This window comes from Enterobacter cloacae complex sp. 385G4 (assembly GCF_057320665.1).
This window is the reverse complement of record NZ_JBXWDD010000013.1, coordinates 41,733-55,683: the sequence shown is the minus strand read 5'-3', so window position 1 is coordinate 55,683 and position 13,951 is coordinate 41,733. Positions and strand designations below refer to the sequence as shown.

At 56.2% G+C, this 13,951-nt stretch carries 11 protein-coding genes and 4 tRNA genes; 10 read left to right on the top strand and 5 right to left on the bottom strand.

The features are described 5' to 3' along the window. The first annotated feature begins 2 nt into the window (after positions 1-2). From rffA to AC2FAJ_RS21510, 10 genes are all read left to right on the top strand, one after another. Complete coding sequence (gene rffA, locus AC2FAJ_RS21555; protein WP_041911819.1) at positions 3-1,133, top strand: dTDP-4-amino-4,6-dideoxygalactose transaminase; 1,131 nt, start codon at positions 3-5, stop codon at positions 1,131-1,133. A gap of 1 nt (position 1,134) precedes the next feature. Continuing rightward, positions 1,135-2,385, top strand: coding sequence for a lipid III flippase WzxE (wzxE, locus tag AC2FAJ_RS21550; RefSeq protein ID WP_041911820.1), 1,251 nt, complete (start codon positions 1,135-1,137; stop codon positions 2,383-2,385). Next, the gene (locus tag AC2FAJ_RS21545; protein ID WP_041911821.1) at positions 2,382-3,461 is read left to right on the top strand and encodes a TDP-N-acetylfucosamine:lipid II N-acetylfucosaminyltransferase; all 1,080 of its coding nucleotides are present in this window, start codon (positions 2,382-2,384) and stop codon (positions 3,459-3,461) included. The genes wzxE and AC2FAJ_RS21545 overlap by 4 nt, the downstream gene beginning before the upstream one ends. Next, positions 3,458-4,810: an ECA oligosaccharide polymerase gene (gene wzyE / locus AC2FAJ_RS21540; protein WP_028014806.1), complete on the top strand. Its 1,353-nt coding sequence runs from the start codon at positions 3,458-3,460 to the stop codon at positions 4,808-4,810. The genes AC2FAJ_RS21545 and wzyE overlap by 4 nt, the downstream gene beginning before the upstream one ends. Before the next feature lie 12 nt (positions 4,811-4,822). Beyond that, positions 4,823-5,563 carry a lipopolysaccharide N-acetylmannosaminouronosyltransferase gene (wecG, locus tag AC2FAJ_RS21535; RefSeq protein WP_041911823.1) on the top strand — a complete coding sequence of 247 codons (741 nt, stop codon included), beginning with the start codon at positions 4,823-4,825 and terminating at the stop codon, positions 5,561-5,563. A gap of 197 nt (positions 5,564-5,760) precedes the next feature. Then, positions 5,761-7,146: a bifunctional threonine/serine APC transporter ThrP gene (gene thrP, locus AC2FAJ_RS21530; protein ID WP_041911824.1), complete on the top strand. Its 1,386-nt coding sequence runs from the start codon at positions 5,761-5,763 to the stop codon at positions 7,144-7,146. A gap of 102 nt (positions 7,147-7,248) precedes the next feature. Beyond that, a tRNA-Arg gene (locus AC2FAJ_RS21525) sits at positions 7,249-7,325 on the top strand. A gap of 68 nt (positions 7,326-7,393) precedes the next feature. Next, positions 7,394-7,469, top strand: a tRNA-His gene (locus AC2FAJ_RS21520). A gap of 21 nt (positions 7,470-7,490) precedes the next feature. Continuing rightward, positions 7,491-7,576: transfer RNA gene (locus tag AC2FAJ_RS21515), tRNA-Leu, on the top strand. Positions 7,577-7,622: 46 nt separating this feature from the next. After that, positions 7,623-7,699, top strand: a tRNA-Pro gene (locus AC2FAJ_RS21510). Between the two features lie 506 nt (positions 7,700-8,205). Here the strand turns inward: AC2FAJ_RS21510 and AC2FAJ_RS21505 are convergent. The 5 genes from AC2FAJ_RS21505 to hemC all read right to left on the bottom strand — a co-directional run bounded on the left by AC2FAJ_RS21505 (position 8,206) and on the right by hemC (position 13,680). Continuing rightward, entirely contained in the window at positions 8,206-9,417 is a 1,212-nt protein-coding gene (locus AC2FAJ_RS21505) for an MFS transporter (protein ID WP_273908347.1), read from the bottom strand. Between the two features lie 174 nt (positions 9,418-9,591). Then, a complete protein-coding gene (hemY, locus tag AC2FAJ_RS21500) occupies positions 9,592-10,791 on the bottom strand; it encodes a protoheme IX biogenesis protein HemY (protein ID WP_028014802.1) in 1,200 nt (399 codons plus the stop codon). Positions 10,792-10,793: 2 nt separating this feature from the next. Further along, complete coding sequence (gene hemX / locus AC2FAJ_RS21495) at positions 10,794-11,981, bottom strand: uroporphyrinogen-III C-methyltransferase (protein WP_319880923.1); 1,188 nt, start codon at positions 11,979-11,981, stop codon at positions 10,794-10,796. 20 nt (positions 11,982-12,001) lie between these two features. Continuing rightward, complete coding sequence (hemD, locus tag AC2FAJ_RS21490) at positions 12,002-12,742, bottom strand: uroporphyrinogen-III synthase (protein WP_319880922.1); 741 nt, start codon at positions 12,740-12,742, stop codon at positions 12,002-12,004. Further along, positions 12,739-13,680: a hydroxymethylbilane synthase gene (gene hemC / locus AC2FAJ_RS21485; protein WP_032644935.1), complete on the bottom strand. Its 942-nt coding sequence runs from the start codon at positions 13,678-13,680 to the stop codon at positions 12,739-12,741. The genes hemD and hemC overlap by 4 nt, the downstream gene beginning before the upstream one ends. Positions 13,681-13,951 lie beyond the last annotated feature (271 nt).

The window sequence follows — 13,951 nt, the reverse complement described above, 5'->3', positions numbered from 1 at the left end:
AGATGATTCCATTTAACGCACCACCCGTCGTGGGAACCGAGCTCGACTATATGCAGTCTGCCATGGGCAGCGGCAAACTCTGCGGTGACGGTGGTTTTACCCGTCGCTGTCAGCAGTGGATGGAGCAGCGTTTTCGCAGTGCTAAAGTGCTGCTGACCCCGTCCTGCACGGCATCGCTGGAAATGGCGGCCCTGCTGCTGGATATCCAGCCCGGTGATGAAGTGATCATGCCGAGCTATACCTTCGTCTCTACCGCGAATGCATTTGTCCTGCGCGGAGCGAAAATCGTCTTTGTGGATATCCGCCCGGACACCATGAACATTGATGAGACGCTGATTGAAGCGGCGATCACCGACAAAACGCGTGCGATTGTGCCGGTTCACTACGCGGGCGTGGCCTGTGAAATGGACACCATCATGGCAATCGCCAAAAAGCACAACCTGTTTGTGGTAGAAGATGCCGCGCAGGGCGTGATGTCCACCTACAAGGGGCGCGCGCTGGGCACTATCGGCCACATCGGCTGCTTCAGCTTCCACGAAACGAAAAACTACACTGCCGGCGGTGAGGGCGGTGCGACGCTGATTAACGATCGTGCGCTGGTTGAGCGTGCGGAAGTGATCCGTGAAAAAGGCACCAACCGCAGCCAATTCTTCCGCGGTCAGGTTGATAAGTACACCTGGCGCGATATCGGCTCAAGCTATCTGATGGCCGACCTGCAGGCAGCGTACCTGTGGGCACAGCTGGAAGCGGCAGAGCGAATTAATCTCCAGCGCCTGTCCCTGTGGCAAACCTATTACGATGCGCTTGAGCCGCTGGCAAAAGCCGGACGCATTGAGCTGCCAACCATTCCGGCCGATTGCGTCCACAACGCCCACATGTTTTACATCAAGCTGCGCGATAACGACGATCGCAGCCAGCTCATCGCCTGGCTGAAAGAGGCCGAAATTATGGCGGTCTTTCACTATATTCCGCTGCACTCCAGCCCGGCGGGCGAAGCGTTTGGGATGTTCGCAGGTGAAGACCGTTACACCACGAAAGAAAGTGAGCGTTTGCTTCGCCTGCCACTGTTCTTCAACCTCGCGCCAGTTAACCAGCGTACGGTGATCAATACCCTTCTGAGCTATTTCGGCTGATATGTCTCTGGCAAAAGCATCGGTGTGGACCGCCGCGTCCACGCTTGTAAAAATTGGTGCCGGACTGCTGGTCGTCAAGCTGCTGGCCGTCTCATTCGGCCCCTCAGGCGTCGGGCTGGCGGGCAACTTCCGCCAGCTTGTTACCGTCCTTGGGGTGCTGGCCGGTGCCGGAATCTTCAACGGCGTGACCAAATACGTTGCTCAGTATCATGACGATGCGGCCCAGCTTCGCAGGGTAGTGGGCACCGCGTCGGCAATGGTCACGGGCTTTTCGACCCTGCTGGCGATTGTGTTCCTGCTGGCCGCGGCGCCCATTAGCCAGGGATTGTTCGGGCACACCCATTATCAGGGGCTGGTGCGTCTGGTCGCGCTGGTCCAGATGGGCATTGCCTGGGCTAACCTGCTGCTGGCGCTGATGAAAGGTTTTCGCGATGCTGCCGGGAACGCGCTTGCGCTCATCCTGGGTAGCGTCATCGGCGTGATTGCCTATTATTTCTGCTACCGCCTGGGCGGCTATGAAGGCGCACTGCTTGGGCTGGCGCTGGTTCCGGCACTGGTTGTTGTGCCTGCGGCGTTCATGCTGATGCGCCAGGGCGTTATCCCTCTGAGCTACCTGAAACCGCAATGGGACAAGGTGCTTGCCAGCCAGCTGGGTAAGTTTACCCTGATGGCGCTCATTACTTCCGTCACGCTGCCGGTGGCCTACGTGATGATGCGAAACCTGCTGGCGGCGCATTACAGCTGGGATGAGGTGGGGATCTGGCAGGGCGTAAGCAGTATTTCCGATGCTTACCTCCAGTTTATAACGGCTTCCTTTAGCGTTTATTTGCTGCCAACCTTATCGCGTCTGACGTCCAGGCAGGATATTACCCGCGAAATTTTCCGCTCCCTGCGTTTTGTATTACCCGCAGTGGCGGCGGCCAGTTTGACCGTCTGGTTATTGCGTGATGTCGCCATCTGGCTGCTGTTCTCGGCGAAGTTTACCGCCATGCGCGATCTTTTTGCCTGGCAACTGGTGGGTGATGTGCTGAAAGTGGGTGCTTACGTTTTCGGCTATCTGGTGATTGCGAAAGCCTCGCTGCGGCTGTATATCCTCGCGGAGGTTAGCCAGTTTGCATTGCTGACAGCATTTTCACACTGGCTGATACCCGCGCACGGTGCGCTGGGGGCGGCTCAGGCCTACATGACAACCTATATCGTTTATTTCGCTGCCTGCTGCGGCGTATTTTTATTGTGGCGTAAACGCGCATGACTGCACTGATTCACATCCTGGGATCGGATATCCCACACCATAACCAGACCGTTTTGCGGTTCTTCAACGACGAGCTGGCATCGGGCAATCCTGATGCGCGCGAGTTTATGGTTGCAGGTCAGGATAATGGCCTGAGCGCGGCGTTTCCGGCGCTGACAATCACCTTCTGGCCGGATAAAGCTACCCTGGCGAAGGCGGTTATTGCCAAAGCCAAAGCGGATCGTGAGCAACGTTTCTTTTTCCACGGGCAGTTCAATACCGGCCTGTGGCTGGCTCTGCTCAGCGGGGGAATTAAACCCTCCCAGTGCAGCTGGCATATCTGGGGAGCCGATCTCTACGAAGTCTCGCGCGGCTGGAAATTCCGTCTTTTCTATCCGCTGCGTCGCATGGCGCAGGGAAGGGTGGGCCGCGTTTTTGCCACCCGTGGCGATCTGAATTATTTTGCGAAGCAGCACCCTAATGTGCGCGGTGAGCTACTCTATTTCCCAACCCGTATGGATCCGGCGCTGAACACCATGGCGAATGACGCGGTTCGCGAAGGCAAGCTGACGGTGCTGGTGGGGAATTCCGGCGACCGCAGTAACGAACATGTCGCCGCGCTCCGGGCGGTACACCAGCAGTTTGGCGACACGGTGAACGTGGTGGTGCCGATGGGTTATCCGGCCAACAACGACGCCTACATTGATGAGGTTCGCCAGCAGGGGCTTGCGTTATTCAGCGAAGAAAATCTGCACATTCTCAGCGAAAAGCTGGAGTTTGATGACTATCTTGCGCTGCTGCGAAAATGCGATCTGGGCTATTTCATCTTTGCTCGCCAGCAGGGGATTGGTACGCTGTGCCTGCTGATTCAGGCGGGTGTACCGTGCGTGCTTAATCGTGAAAACCCGTTCTGGCAGGACATGGCCGAGCAGCATATTCCGGTGTTGTTCACCTCAGACGCGCTGAATGTCGAAGTGGTACGTGAAGCACAACGCCAGCTCACGCTGGTGGATAAAAATAGCATCGACTTTTTCAGCCCGAATTACCTCACGCCGTGGCACCGCGCGCTGCGTATCGCTTCAGGAGACAACGCATGAGTCAGTTGCAGTTTAGCGGCTTACTGGTTGTCTGGCTTCTGAGCACGCTATTTATCGCCACGCTCACCTGGTTTGAGTTCCGCCGGGTGCGCTTCAACTTTAACGTGTTCTTCTCGTTGCTGTTTCTGCTGACCTTCTTTTTCGGCTTCCCGCTGACCAGCATTCTGGTCTTCCGTTTTGACGTGAGCGTCGCGCCGCCGGAAATTCTTCTCCAGGCCCTGCTGGCGGCGACCTGCTTCTATGGTGTTTACTACGTCACCTATAAAACGCGTCTGCGACCAGCGCAGGCCGCTGCCCCGCGTCGGGCGCTCTTTACCATGAACCGGGTGGAGACCCATCTGACGTGGGTGATGCTCATGACGATCGCCCTGGTCAGCGTCGGCATCTTCTTCATGCATAACGGCTTCCTGCTGTTTAAGCTCCACTCCTACAGCCAGATTTTTTCGGCTGAAGTCTCAGGCGTGGCGCTTAAGCGATTCTTCTATTTCTTCATCCCGGCGATGCTGGTGATCTTCTTCCTTCGCCAGGACAGCAAGGCATGGCTGTTCTTCCTGGTCAGTACGGTTGCGTTCGGTATCCTGACCTACATGATCGTGGGCGGTACGCGTGCCAACATTATCATCGCTTTCGCTATCTTCCTCTTCATCGGCATCATCCGCGGCTGGATCTCGCTGTGGATGCTGGTTGCGGCAGGGGTATTTGGCATTGTGGGGATGTTCTGGCTGGCGCTGAAGCGCTACGGGATGAACGTGGCGGGCGACGAGGCGTTTTACACGTTCCTCTACCTGACGCGCGACACCTTCTCGCCGTGGGAAAACCTGGCATTGTTGCTGCAAAACTACGACAAGATTGATTTCCAGGGGCTGGCGCCGATTGTGCGCGATTTCTACGTCTTTATCCCGAGCTGGCTCTGGCCGGACCGCCCTGGCGTAGTACTCAATACCGCGAACTATTTTACCTGGGAAGTGCTGAACAACCATTCGGGCCTGGCGATCTCGCCAACCTTGATTGGTTCCCTGGTGGTGATGGGGGGAGGCTGGTTTATCCTGCCGGGCGCGTTTGTCGTAGGGTTGATTATTAAGTGGTTTGACTGGCTTTACGTGCGTGGTAACGAAGAGACCAACCGCTATAAAGCGGCCATTTTGCACAGTTTCTGCTTTGGTGCCATTTTCAATATGATCGTTCTGGCGCGCGAGGGGCTGGACTCGTTTGTTTCGCGCGTGGTGTTCTTCATGGTCGTTTTTGGCATCTGCCTGTTACTGGCCAAACTGTTGTACTGGCTGTTCGACAGCGCAGGGCTTGTGCACAAGCGCGAGCCACAGGGCAGCACAACGCTGTCGCAAGTCTGAGTAGGGAAAGTAATGACTGATAAAACTTCTGCACCGCGCTATGCGCTTCGTGGTTTGCAGCTGATTGGCTGGCGCGACATGCAGCACGCGCTGGATTTTCTGTTCGCCGACGGGCAGATGAAATCCGGTACGCTGGTCGCTATCAATGCGGAAAAGATGCTGGCGGTGGAAGATAACGCCGAAGTCAAAAGCCTGATAGAAGCGGCTGAATTTAAATACGCGGACGGTATCAGCGTGGTCCGCTCTATCCGTAAAAAATATCCTGACGCTAATGTATCTCGCGTGGCGGGTGCCGATCTCTGGGAGCAGCTTATGGCCCGCGCTGGTGCGGAGGGTACGCCGGTGTTCCTGATTGGCGGTAAGCCTGAGGTGCTGGCCGAGACCGAAGAGAAACTGCGTCGTCAATGGAATGTTAATATTGTTGGTAGCCAGAATGGTTACTTCAAGCCTGAAGACCAGCAGGCTTTGTTTGCCCGCGTGCGCGACAGCGGGGCAAAAATCGTCACCGTGGCGATGGGGTCCCCGCGCCAGGAGATCCTGATGCGCGACTGCCGCCTGGTCAGCCCGGATGCGCTTTATATGGGCGTCGGCGGCACCTACGATGTCTTTACCGGCCACGTGAAGCGCGCGCCGAAGATTTGGCAAAATATGGGGCTGGAGTGGCTCTACCGCCTGCTCTCCCAACCCACCCGCATTAAACGACAGATTCGACTGCTTCGCTACCTCACCTGGCACTATACCGGTAAAATGTAATCAAAATGTAGCGCGATATGCTGTTCGCGCTGCAACTGACCTGCAAAGCTGCTGATAATTTGTGCAATGCATTCATTTTTTTAATGCATCGTTTGCCATTTGGCCGATTTTAAGAAACCATTCGCACCGTATTTTAGTACCCCTAAAAAACAATAACCGGTATTAAGCCGGGAAACAGCAAACACAATCGAGGATCTATGGCAGAGAAACAACCGGAGCTACAGCGTGGGCTGGAAGCTCGTCATATCGAACTGATAGCGCTGGGCGGCACTATCGGCGTTGGCCTGTTTATGGGCTCCGCAAGCACCCTCAAATGGGCAGGCCCTTCCGTATTACTGGCGTATATCATCGCCGGGCTGTTTGTTTTCTTCATCATGCGCTCAATGGGCGAAATGCTCTTTCTGGAGCCGGTGACCGGTTCCTTCGCCGTTTACGCACACCGTTATATGAGCCCGTTCTTCGGCTACCTGACGGCCTGGTCATACTGGTTTATGTGGATGGCGGTGGGCATCTCTGAAATCACCGCCATAGGGGTTTACGTCCAGTTCTGGTTCCCGGACATGGTCCAGTGGATACCGGCACTCATTGCCGTGGGGCTGGTGGCGCTGGCAAACCTGGCCGCCGTGCGCCTTTACGGTGAAATCGAGTTCTGGTTTGCGATGATCAAAGTAACCACCATCATCGTGATGATTGTTATTGGCCTGGGCGTGATTTTCTATGGTTTTGGCAACGGCGGACACGCCATCGGCTTTGGCAACCTGACTGAACACGGCGGCTTCTTCGCCGGCGGCTGGAAGGGCTTCCTGACGGCGCTGTGTATTGTTGTGGCCTCGTATCAGGGCGTGGAGCTGATCGGGATTACCGCCGGGGAAGCGAAAAACCCGCAGGTTACGCTGCGTAGCGCGGTGGGCAAAGTGCTGTGGCGCATCCTGATTTTCTACGTGGGCGCAATCTTCGTTATTGTGACCATCTTCCCGTGGAACGAAATCGGCACGACGGGGAGCCCGTTCGTATTAACCTTTGCGAAGATTGGGATTACAGCAGCAGCGGGTATCATCAACTTTGTGGTCCTGACGGCAGCGCTGTCAGGCTGTAACAGCGGGATGTACAGCTGTGGCCGTATGCTCTACGCACTCTCGAAAAATAACCAGCTGCCTGCGGCAATGAGTAAAGTCTCACGTGCTGGCGTGCCGGTAGCGGGCGTCGCGGTCTCCATTGTCATCCTGCTGATTGGCTCCTGCCTGAATTACATCATCCCTAATCCGCAGCGCGTGTTTGTTTATGTCTACAGCGCCAGCGTGCTGCCGGGCATGGTGCCGTGGTTTGTTATCCTCATCAGCCAGCTGCGTTTCCGCCATGCGCATAAAAAAGCGATCGCCAGCCATCCGTTCCGCTCGATCCTTTTCCCGTATGCGAACTATTTGACGATGGCGTTCCTGATTTGCGTATTAATTGGAATGTACTTTAATGAAGATACCCGCATGTCGCTGTTTGTCGGGCTGATCTTCCTGGCGGCAGTGACGGCCGCGTATAAGCTTTTTGGCCTGGGTCGCCGTGCCACCACGCAGAAAGTGGAGGAATAAGCGGCAAAATGTGCAAACCATAACCAAACGCGCATTTTTTTCAAAAAAGCACTAGACAGCGGGGACGGAGGTACGTAATATCCAGCCCCGCAACGGCGCTAAGCGCCCGTAGCTCAGCTGGATAGAGCGCTGCCCTCCGGAGGCAGAGGTCTCAGGTTCGAATCCTGTCGGGCGCGCCATTTTAGTTCCCGGCGCTAGAGCTGCGGTGGTCTGAGAAGTAGTCAGTACCGCGTGAAAGAATACAGTGGTGGCTATAGCTCAGTTGGTAGAGCCCTGGATTGTGATTCCAGTTGTCGTGGGTTCGAATCCCATTAGCCACCCCATTATTGAAAGAGTTGTGAATTGCGAAGGTGGCGGAATTGGTAGACGCGCTAGCTTCAGGTGTTAGTGTCCTTAGGATGTGGGGGTTCGAGTCCCCCCCCTCGCACCACGACTTTTTAAATGAATTGAACTAAAAATTCAAAAAAGCAGTACATCGGCGAGTAGCGCAGCTTGGTAGCGCAACTGGTTTGGGACCAGTGGGTCGGAGGTTCGAATCCTCTCTCGCCGACCAATTTTGAACCCCGCTTCGGCGGGGTTTTTTGTTTTCTGTAAGTTTTTTCCCCTGTCGTTATCTCCAGAAAGCACCCTTTATCATTGTCGCGATTCAGTGACATGCAAGTCATTGAAAATAAGATAAATAATTATTTGTGGGATTTACTGTCTCTTCCTGGCGACATATTTCTGCTTTTGCCGATACGCTATGAAGCTTCAGATGCGACTTAACAGCATAATTTCCTTTTATCTTAAAATGTTGCGCCATGTAAAAGTTCTGCGTGTAAATCTGGCACGTAACATGCAATAATATACGCGTAGATGCTCATTCCATCTCTTATGTTCGCCTTAGTGCCTCATAAACTCAGGAATGACGCAGAGCCATTTACGGTGCTTATCGTCCACTGACAGATGTCGCTTCGGCCTCATCAGACACCATGGACATAACGTTGAGTGAAGCACCAAATATGTTGTCTTACAGACCTGTTTTAACGCCTGCTTTTATAGCAGGCGTTTTTTTATGTCTTATTCCCGATACCCACGCATGATCAGGGCGACCAACAGCAGGGCGGCTGACGAGACCGTATAGAGCGCCAGCACTGAGCCAAGCCCAACAGCCACTATCGCTGTAATGCCGGTGAAAAGCGAGGCGCTGAGCGTTTGCCAACGCCAGGCTTTACCGCTGGCTGACGCGGTTTGCGTGATATGAAAACTGCTGAGTACGCCAAACGTGCCGGCTGCGAATAGAACGTTTGAGGCCAGATGCGCGATAAAGATCATCCCCAGCGCACATGCCATCCACCCAGACAGCAACGGCAGCATTCCATAAGCGGCAAGAAAAATACCGAGACAAACGATGATTCGCGGCGTGTGGACGGCAAAGCGCGTCAGGCTCTCTTTTTTTAGCAGCATGGGGCCGCAAAGTTGCCCCATGCTCCTTGCGAAAAGCAGAGGCAGAGCAAGGCCCGCCGCATCCTGAGGATGGAGCTGCTGCGCCAGGGCCGGAAGTAGCGCCATAGCCGGTGAGCCGACGGCCGCCAGCGCCGGCAAAATGAGCAGGCTGCGCTTTTGCCGAACGGTCAACGTCCGCCAGCGCAGTGGCGCGGGGGCTGCCTCTTCACCGGGGAGAGGTAGCAATGGCGCAGAAAACCGCCGCCCAGCCAGCCACAGCAGCAGCAGCGACCCGAGAAAACTGGCGGCATCAATAGCCAGCAAGGTAAACACGGAGGTCTGCTTGAATAGCACCACGCCGAGTCCAGTACCTAATAACACCTGAGAAGCAAAAGTCACATTTTCCAGACAGGTTGCAGCAGGCAGCTCTGTTTCGCTAAGTCCGCGTTTAAAGAGCAATGTCAGCGCGGGCCAGCTCATCCCGCTGAGCAGCGCTTCGGTGGATTGCACGGCGAGTAGCGAGGCAATGCTGTGATAACCCGCACCGAGCAGGGGGAAGAGTAGGGCGAGCAATCCCAGCCCCTCGGTCAGTATCAGCAGGAATACTGGAGAATAGCGCGAGCACAGCTTTTCGCCGATCGCGCTGCCGATGAATCCCGGAACCGTTGCGAAAAGAAAAGCGAGGGTGAGCAGGGCGGGCGGGGCCGACCACGCTAACAGTAAACCAAAGACCACGACCTGGGTTAAACCATTTCCCAGCGAAGAAAAGATAAAAGCACAGGCAAGCAGGCGCAGCCAGCGGTGGCAGCGCAGCGCTTCAATAAGCGCATACAAAAGCGAGTTCATGAAGATTTCCTTTCAAAAACGATTTAATCCACGCTGCAGAAAGTGCGCGTGTGTGAAAAAAGGTTAATGAAAAGACATCGTTACATTGGCGGGTTCGTTTGCAGATGTGGGTGTAAAGAATGTAGCAGGAGAAAGGCGATAAAAAAAGGAGGCCGTCTGGCCTCCTTCTTTTATTTATTGCGGGTTACCGTTATTTTGCAGCGTCAGCAACAGCCCATCGCGCCGCATAGCGGCCGCCTCTTCTGGCTTATGCTGTTTGTCCAGCGTATCGGCAAGCCACGCGTAGTCAAACGCGTCCGGACGCTGTTTCAGTGCCGCACGGAAGGCCAGGCTCGCCTCTTGCCATTCGCCGTGCTTCATCAGCGACTGGCCCAGGGTACTCCACAGCAGCGGACGGTCACCGACGGTTTTGATCTGCTGGCGCAGCACTTTTTCGACCTGCTCAGGGTTATTGGTTTTCAGGCGCGGGATCACCATGACCAGGCGATCGTCGTACTGGCGCTTCAGGCCGTCGAGAAGGATCTCCTGGGCAGTGTCATGATCGTCACATTCAATAAGATGTTCCGCCATGGCCACCTGCAGGGGGACCTGCTGGCGCGTTTTCCGGCTCTGATTCTTCCACCAGGTTTTCAGGCCTTCGCTGCCCAGGTCGGCGCGCGCCTGATCCATCAGGCCAATCCATGCCAGACGCTGAAGTTCATCACGATGTTCATCATCACCCACCTCGGCCTTCGCCATCGACGGAATAATGTCCAGCAACGAGCCCCACGCTCCGGTACGAATATAGGCCTGCTCCGCAAGGCGCAGGACTTCCGGATGACGCGGTGCGATTTCCAGCAGACGGTCAATGCCGTGGCGCGCCGCGTGGTTCTCATTGCGCGCGAGCTGCAGGCGGACGCGGGTAATTTCCACTGGGATCGGGTCGCCAGACGCCAGTTCTGACGCGCGTTCCAGATGCTGGTTAGCGCGGGCTTCATCACCGCGCTGCTGCGCCGCTTCGGCGGCCAGAAGATAGTTCACCACCGGCTGTTCCGCGTGGTCGGCGTTTTTCGACATCAGCTTTTCAACCTGCTGGTAATCGCCTTCGGCCAGCTTTAGCAGTGCCTGTTCCGTTTGCTTACGGGCGCGGCGACGCTTACGACCAACGAACCAGCCGCGGGTATGGGCACCGGTGCGGAAAATACGGCGCAGGATCCATTCAACGGCAAGCAGGACCACGACGCCGAGGATCAGAACGATCGCCAGACCCGTTACGCTGGTTTCAATGTTGTAGTTATCGGTCTGGATCAGTACGTATCCCTGATGACCCGCAAGCATCGGGCCCAGGACGATCCCGGCGATCAGCAGGATGAAGAGTAAAAGGACTTTTAGCATCATTACTCTCCCTGTGGCGCGCTTTCTGGCGCTGGTGCCGCCGCTGTGCCGGTCTGCCCGGCCGGAACGCCCGGCTGCGCCAGCAGGTTACGCACGCGCGTCTGCATCAGCTTCTCCAGAATCGGCTGGCTGGCCAGTTTATCCGGCACGTTCATGGTGATGTTCTGCTGGCTCAGCTTGTCGATATCTTCGAGGAAGGCGGTGGTCGTTGCATCATCGGTGTCGTAGTAGGCGCGTACCCACGTCGAGACGTTATCCAGCGCCTGTTTGTACGTTTCTTCCTGATGGCGCGGCACGGCCTGCGCCGCGACCAGCAGGCGGGAACGGATGTTTTCGCGCAGATAGATATCCTGATTCGGCGCTAACAGCGGTACGGCGGTTTCATCGCGACGGCGTATGGTGATGAAGCTGTCCATAAAGTTCTGCCAGCTTTTCTGCAGGTTTATGCGCCATTCGCTCAGGGAGCTGGACAGCTCGGTACCGTCAGAGTCCATCGGGGAGTCGTCGTCATTGTTATCCGCCAGCTGCAGGTTATCTATTTGATTCGAAAGCTGGTTCACCTTGAGGATAATGCCGTCGTAATCCACCTGTGAAACGGCGGAGAGGCTGGCGATATCTTCGGTAATCGCACGGCGCGCGGTAATGAGGCTCGGGTCGTTCATGTCGGCCAGGCTCGCATCGGCGCTTTTCAGCAGCGCGGCGGCGGTGGTCACGTCCTGATCGCTCCACAGCTTACGCCCGGCGAGTTTGACGAGGAAATCGGCCTGCGAGAGCAGCCAGGTTTTGGCATCGGTGCCGGAGATGGTGGCGACTTTCTGCTGTACTTCGCCCAGCTGTTTGGTCAGCTCTTCCTGTTTGCTGTTCGCCTCGGCAAGCGCGGCGGCCTGCTGCTTAATCACCGCTTCCAGCTCGGTTTTCTGCGTTTCCTGCGCTTTTTGCAGGGAGGTAAGCTGATTGACCAGCGTATCGCTGGTGGCCGTCTGGTTAGCACTCTGTTGCTTTACCAGACCATACAGGCCGACGCCTGCTGCCAGCGCAATGGCGATGGCAATCGCGCTCAGCGCGAGGCTGGTTTTATTGCTGCCGTTTTTCTTCTCAGCGGTTTTCTCAGTCGTCTCTGGCTGTGGCGTTGTCTCCACAGTCTCCCTGGTCTCTTCAACCACGGCGGAGGATTTTTCGTGTTCCGTCATTATGGCTTCCCATTTGAGAGTTATTGTAATGCGCGCAGCAGCGCATCGTTGTCGGCGTTATCAGCGATCCGAATATCCTGCCAGCCCAGTTCCCGGGCGAGGTTCGCCAGACGCTCACTGACGACCAGAAGCCGACAGCGGAGTAACCAGTTTTCGCGATACCAACTCGGTATCAGCGACCAAAGCTGTTGTAACATTTCACCGCTGGTGACCACCAGCGTATTAATACCGCGCGCGTGCCAGCGCATCGCCTCTTCAGCACCGTCGTAGTGTTTCGCACAGCGCTGGTAGCACTCAACAAACGTGACGTCAGCCCCGCGTTTCCGCAGCGTTTCACCCAGCAGTTCGCGGCCACCGTTGCCGCGCAAAATGAGCGCGCGCTTTCCGGCAATAGTTTGTAATTCAGGTAATTGTAGCAAGACTTCGCTGATTTCCCGATCCAACGGGTAGCGAACGTCTGTTCCACTCACGGTATGTAAGGCCAGCGCGGTGGTTCTGCCGATAGCAAAAAAGCGCGGAGCGGTCGGCCAGCGTGTCCCCGCCTGTTGCAGCTGCGCATGGGCAAATTCCACGGCATGCTGCGATAGCGCAAACAGCAGGTCGCCTTCCTGAAGAGTATTCATCTGGTCGGCGAGCGCAGAGAGCTCCCGACCGGGGGAGAATTCAATTAGCGGAAAACTCCAGGCCACCTGCCCCAGTGCGCGCAGACGGCTCACTAACTGCTCTCCTGCGGGAGAAGGGCGGGTGACAAGAATACTCATGCAGGGGGTTCTCCGTTATAGACCTCGGCCAGAATTTCACGTGCGCCGTTATTCAGCAGCTCTTCCGCCAGCGACACGCCAAGCGCTTCGGCATCCTGCGGCTTGCCGCGACGTTCGCCGCGCACCATCTGTGAACCGTCCGGCGCGCCCACCAGCGCACGCAGCCACAGTTCACCGTCTGTTAATTCAGCATAGCTGCCAATCGGCACCTGACACCCGCCTTCGAGGCGAGTATTCATCGCCCGCTCGGCTTTTACGCGGGTTGCGGTCTCGTCATGGTTCAGCGGAGCGAGCAGCTCGCGGGTGCGCGCATCGTCCAGACGGCACTCAATGCCGACGGCGCCCTGTCCGACGGCCGGCAGCGACAGCTCTGGCGGCAACGCCACGCGAATGCGTTCCTCCAGCCCCAGGCGCTTCAGGCCTGCAACGGCAAGAATAATGGCATCGTAATCGCCGTTATCCAGCTTGCCCAGACGCGTGCCAACGTTACCGCGCAGCGAGCGGATGATAAGGTCAGGACGACGCTCCGCCAGCTGACACTGACGGCGTAAACTGGACGTGCCAACCACGCTACCCGCCGGCAGCGCGTCGAGCGAGTCATAGTGGTTCGAGACAAACGCGTCACGCGGATCTTCGCGCTCGCAGATGGTCACCAGCCCCAGCCCTTCCGGGAACTCGACGGGCACGTCTTTCATCGAATGTACGGCGATATCGGCGCGGTTCTCAAGCAATGCCAGTTCCAGCTCTTTGACAAACAGGCCCTTGCCGCCCACTTTCGCCAGCGGCGTATCCAGAATCACGTCACCGCGCGTGACCATCGGCACCAGCTCGACGCGCAATCCACTGTGGCAGGCTTCAAGGCGCTGCTTAACATAATGTGCCTGCCAGAGCGCGAGAGGGCTTTGGCGTGTGGCAATTCTCAAAACATTGTCTAACATGCTTGTTACCGTCATTATCAATCGCTAACCATCCTAACATTGTTGACTCTGGGATGGCAGTTTTACGGTTGATGAAGCGTGAGAGGGACAAGGCGGCGTATTCGTCAGCCATAGCCGTATTCAGGAATTTACACGTACAGAACGGTGCTACACTTGTATGTAGCGCATCTTTCTTTACGGTCAACCGGCAAGGTGTTAAATTGATCACGTTTTAGACCATTTTTTCGTCGGTACCACCATAATGACAAGTGCGAAAAAAGGGTAACGGTTA

Coding starts and splice junctions, on each gene's coding strand:
- rffA (WP_041911819.1), top strand. CDS start 3: ATGATTCCATTTAACGCACCACCCGTCGTGGGAACCGAGCTCGACTAT.
- wzxE (WP_041911820.1), top strand. CDS start 1,135: ATGTCTCTGGCAAAAGCATCGGTGTGGACCGCCGCGTCCACGCTTGTA.
- AC2FAJ_RS21545 (WP_041911821.1), top strand. CDS start 2,382: ATGACTGCACTGATTCACATCCTGGGATCGGATATCCCACACCATAAC.
- wzyE (WP_028014806.1), top strand. CDS start 3,458: ATGAGTCAGTTGCAGTTTAGCGGCTTACTGGTTGTCTGGCTTCTGAGC.
- wecG (WP_041911823.1), top strand. CDS start 4,823: ATGACTGATAAAACTTCTGCACCGCGCTATGCGCTTCGTGGTTTGCAG.
- thrP (WP_041911824.1), top strand. CDS start 5,761: ATGGCAGAGAAACAACCGGAGCTACAGCGTGGGCTGGAAGCTCGTCAT.
- AC2FAJ_RS21505 (WP_273908347.1), bottom strand. CDS start 9,417: ATGAACTCGCTTTTGTATGCGCTTATTGAAGCGCTGCGCTGCCACCGC.
- hemY (WP_028014802.1), bottom strand. CDS start 10,791: ATGCTAAAAGTCCTTTTACTCTTCATCCTGCTGATCGCCGGGATCGTC.
- hemX (WP_319880923.1), bottom strand. CDS start 11,981: ATGACGGAACACGAAAAATCCTCCGCCGTGGTTGAAGAGACCAGGGAG.
- hemD (WP_319880922.1), bottom strand. CDS start 12,742: ATGAGTATTCTTGTCACCCGCCCTTCTCCCGCAGGAGAGCAGTTAGTG.
- hemC (WP_032644935.1), bottom strand. CDS start 13,680: ATGTTAGACAATGTTTTGAGAATTGCCACACGCCAAAGCCCTCTCGCG.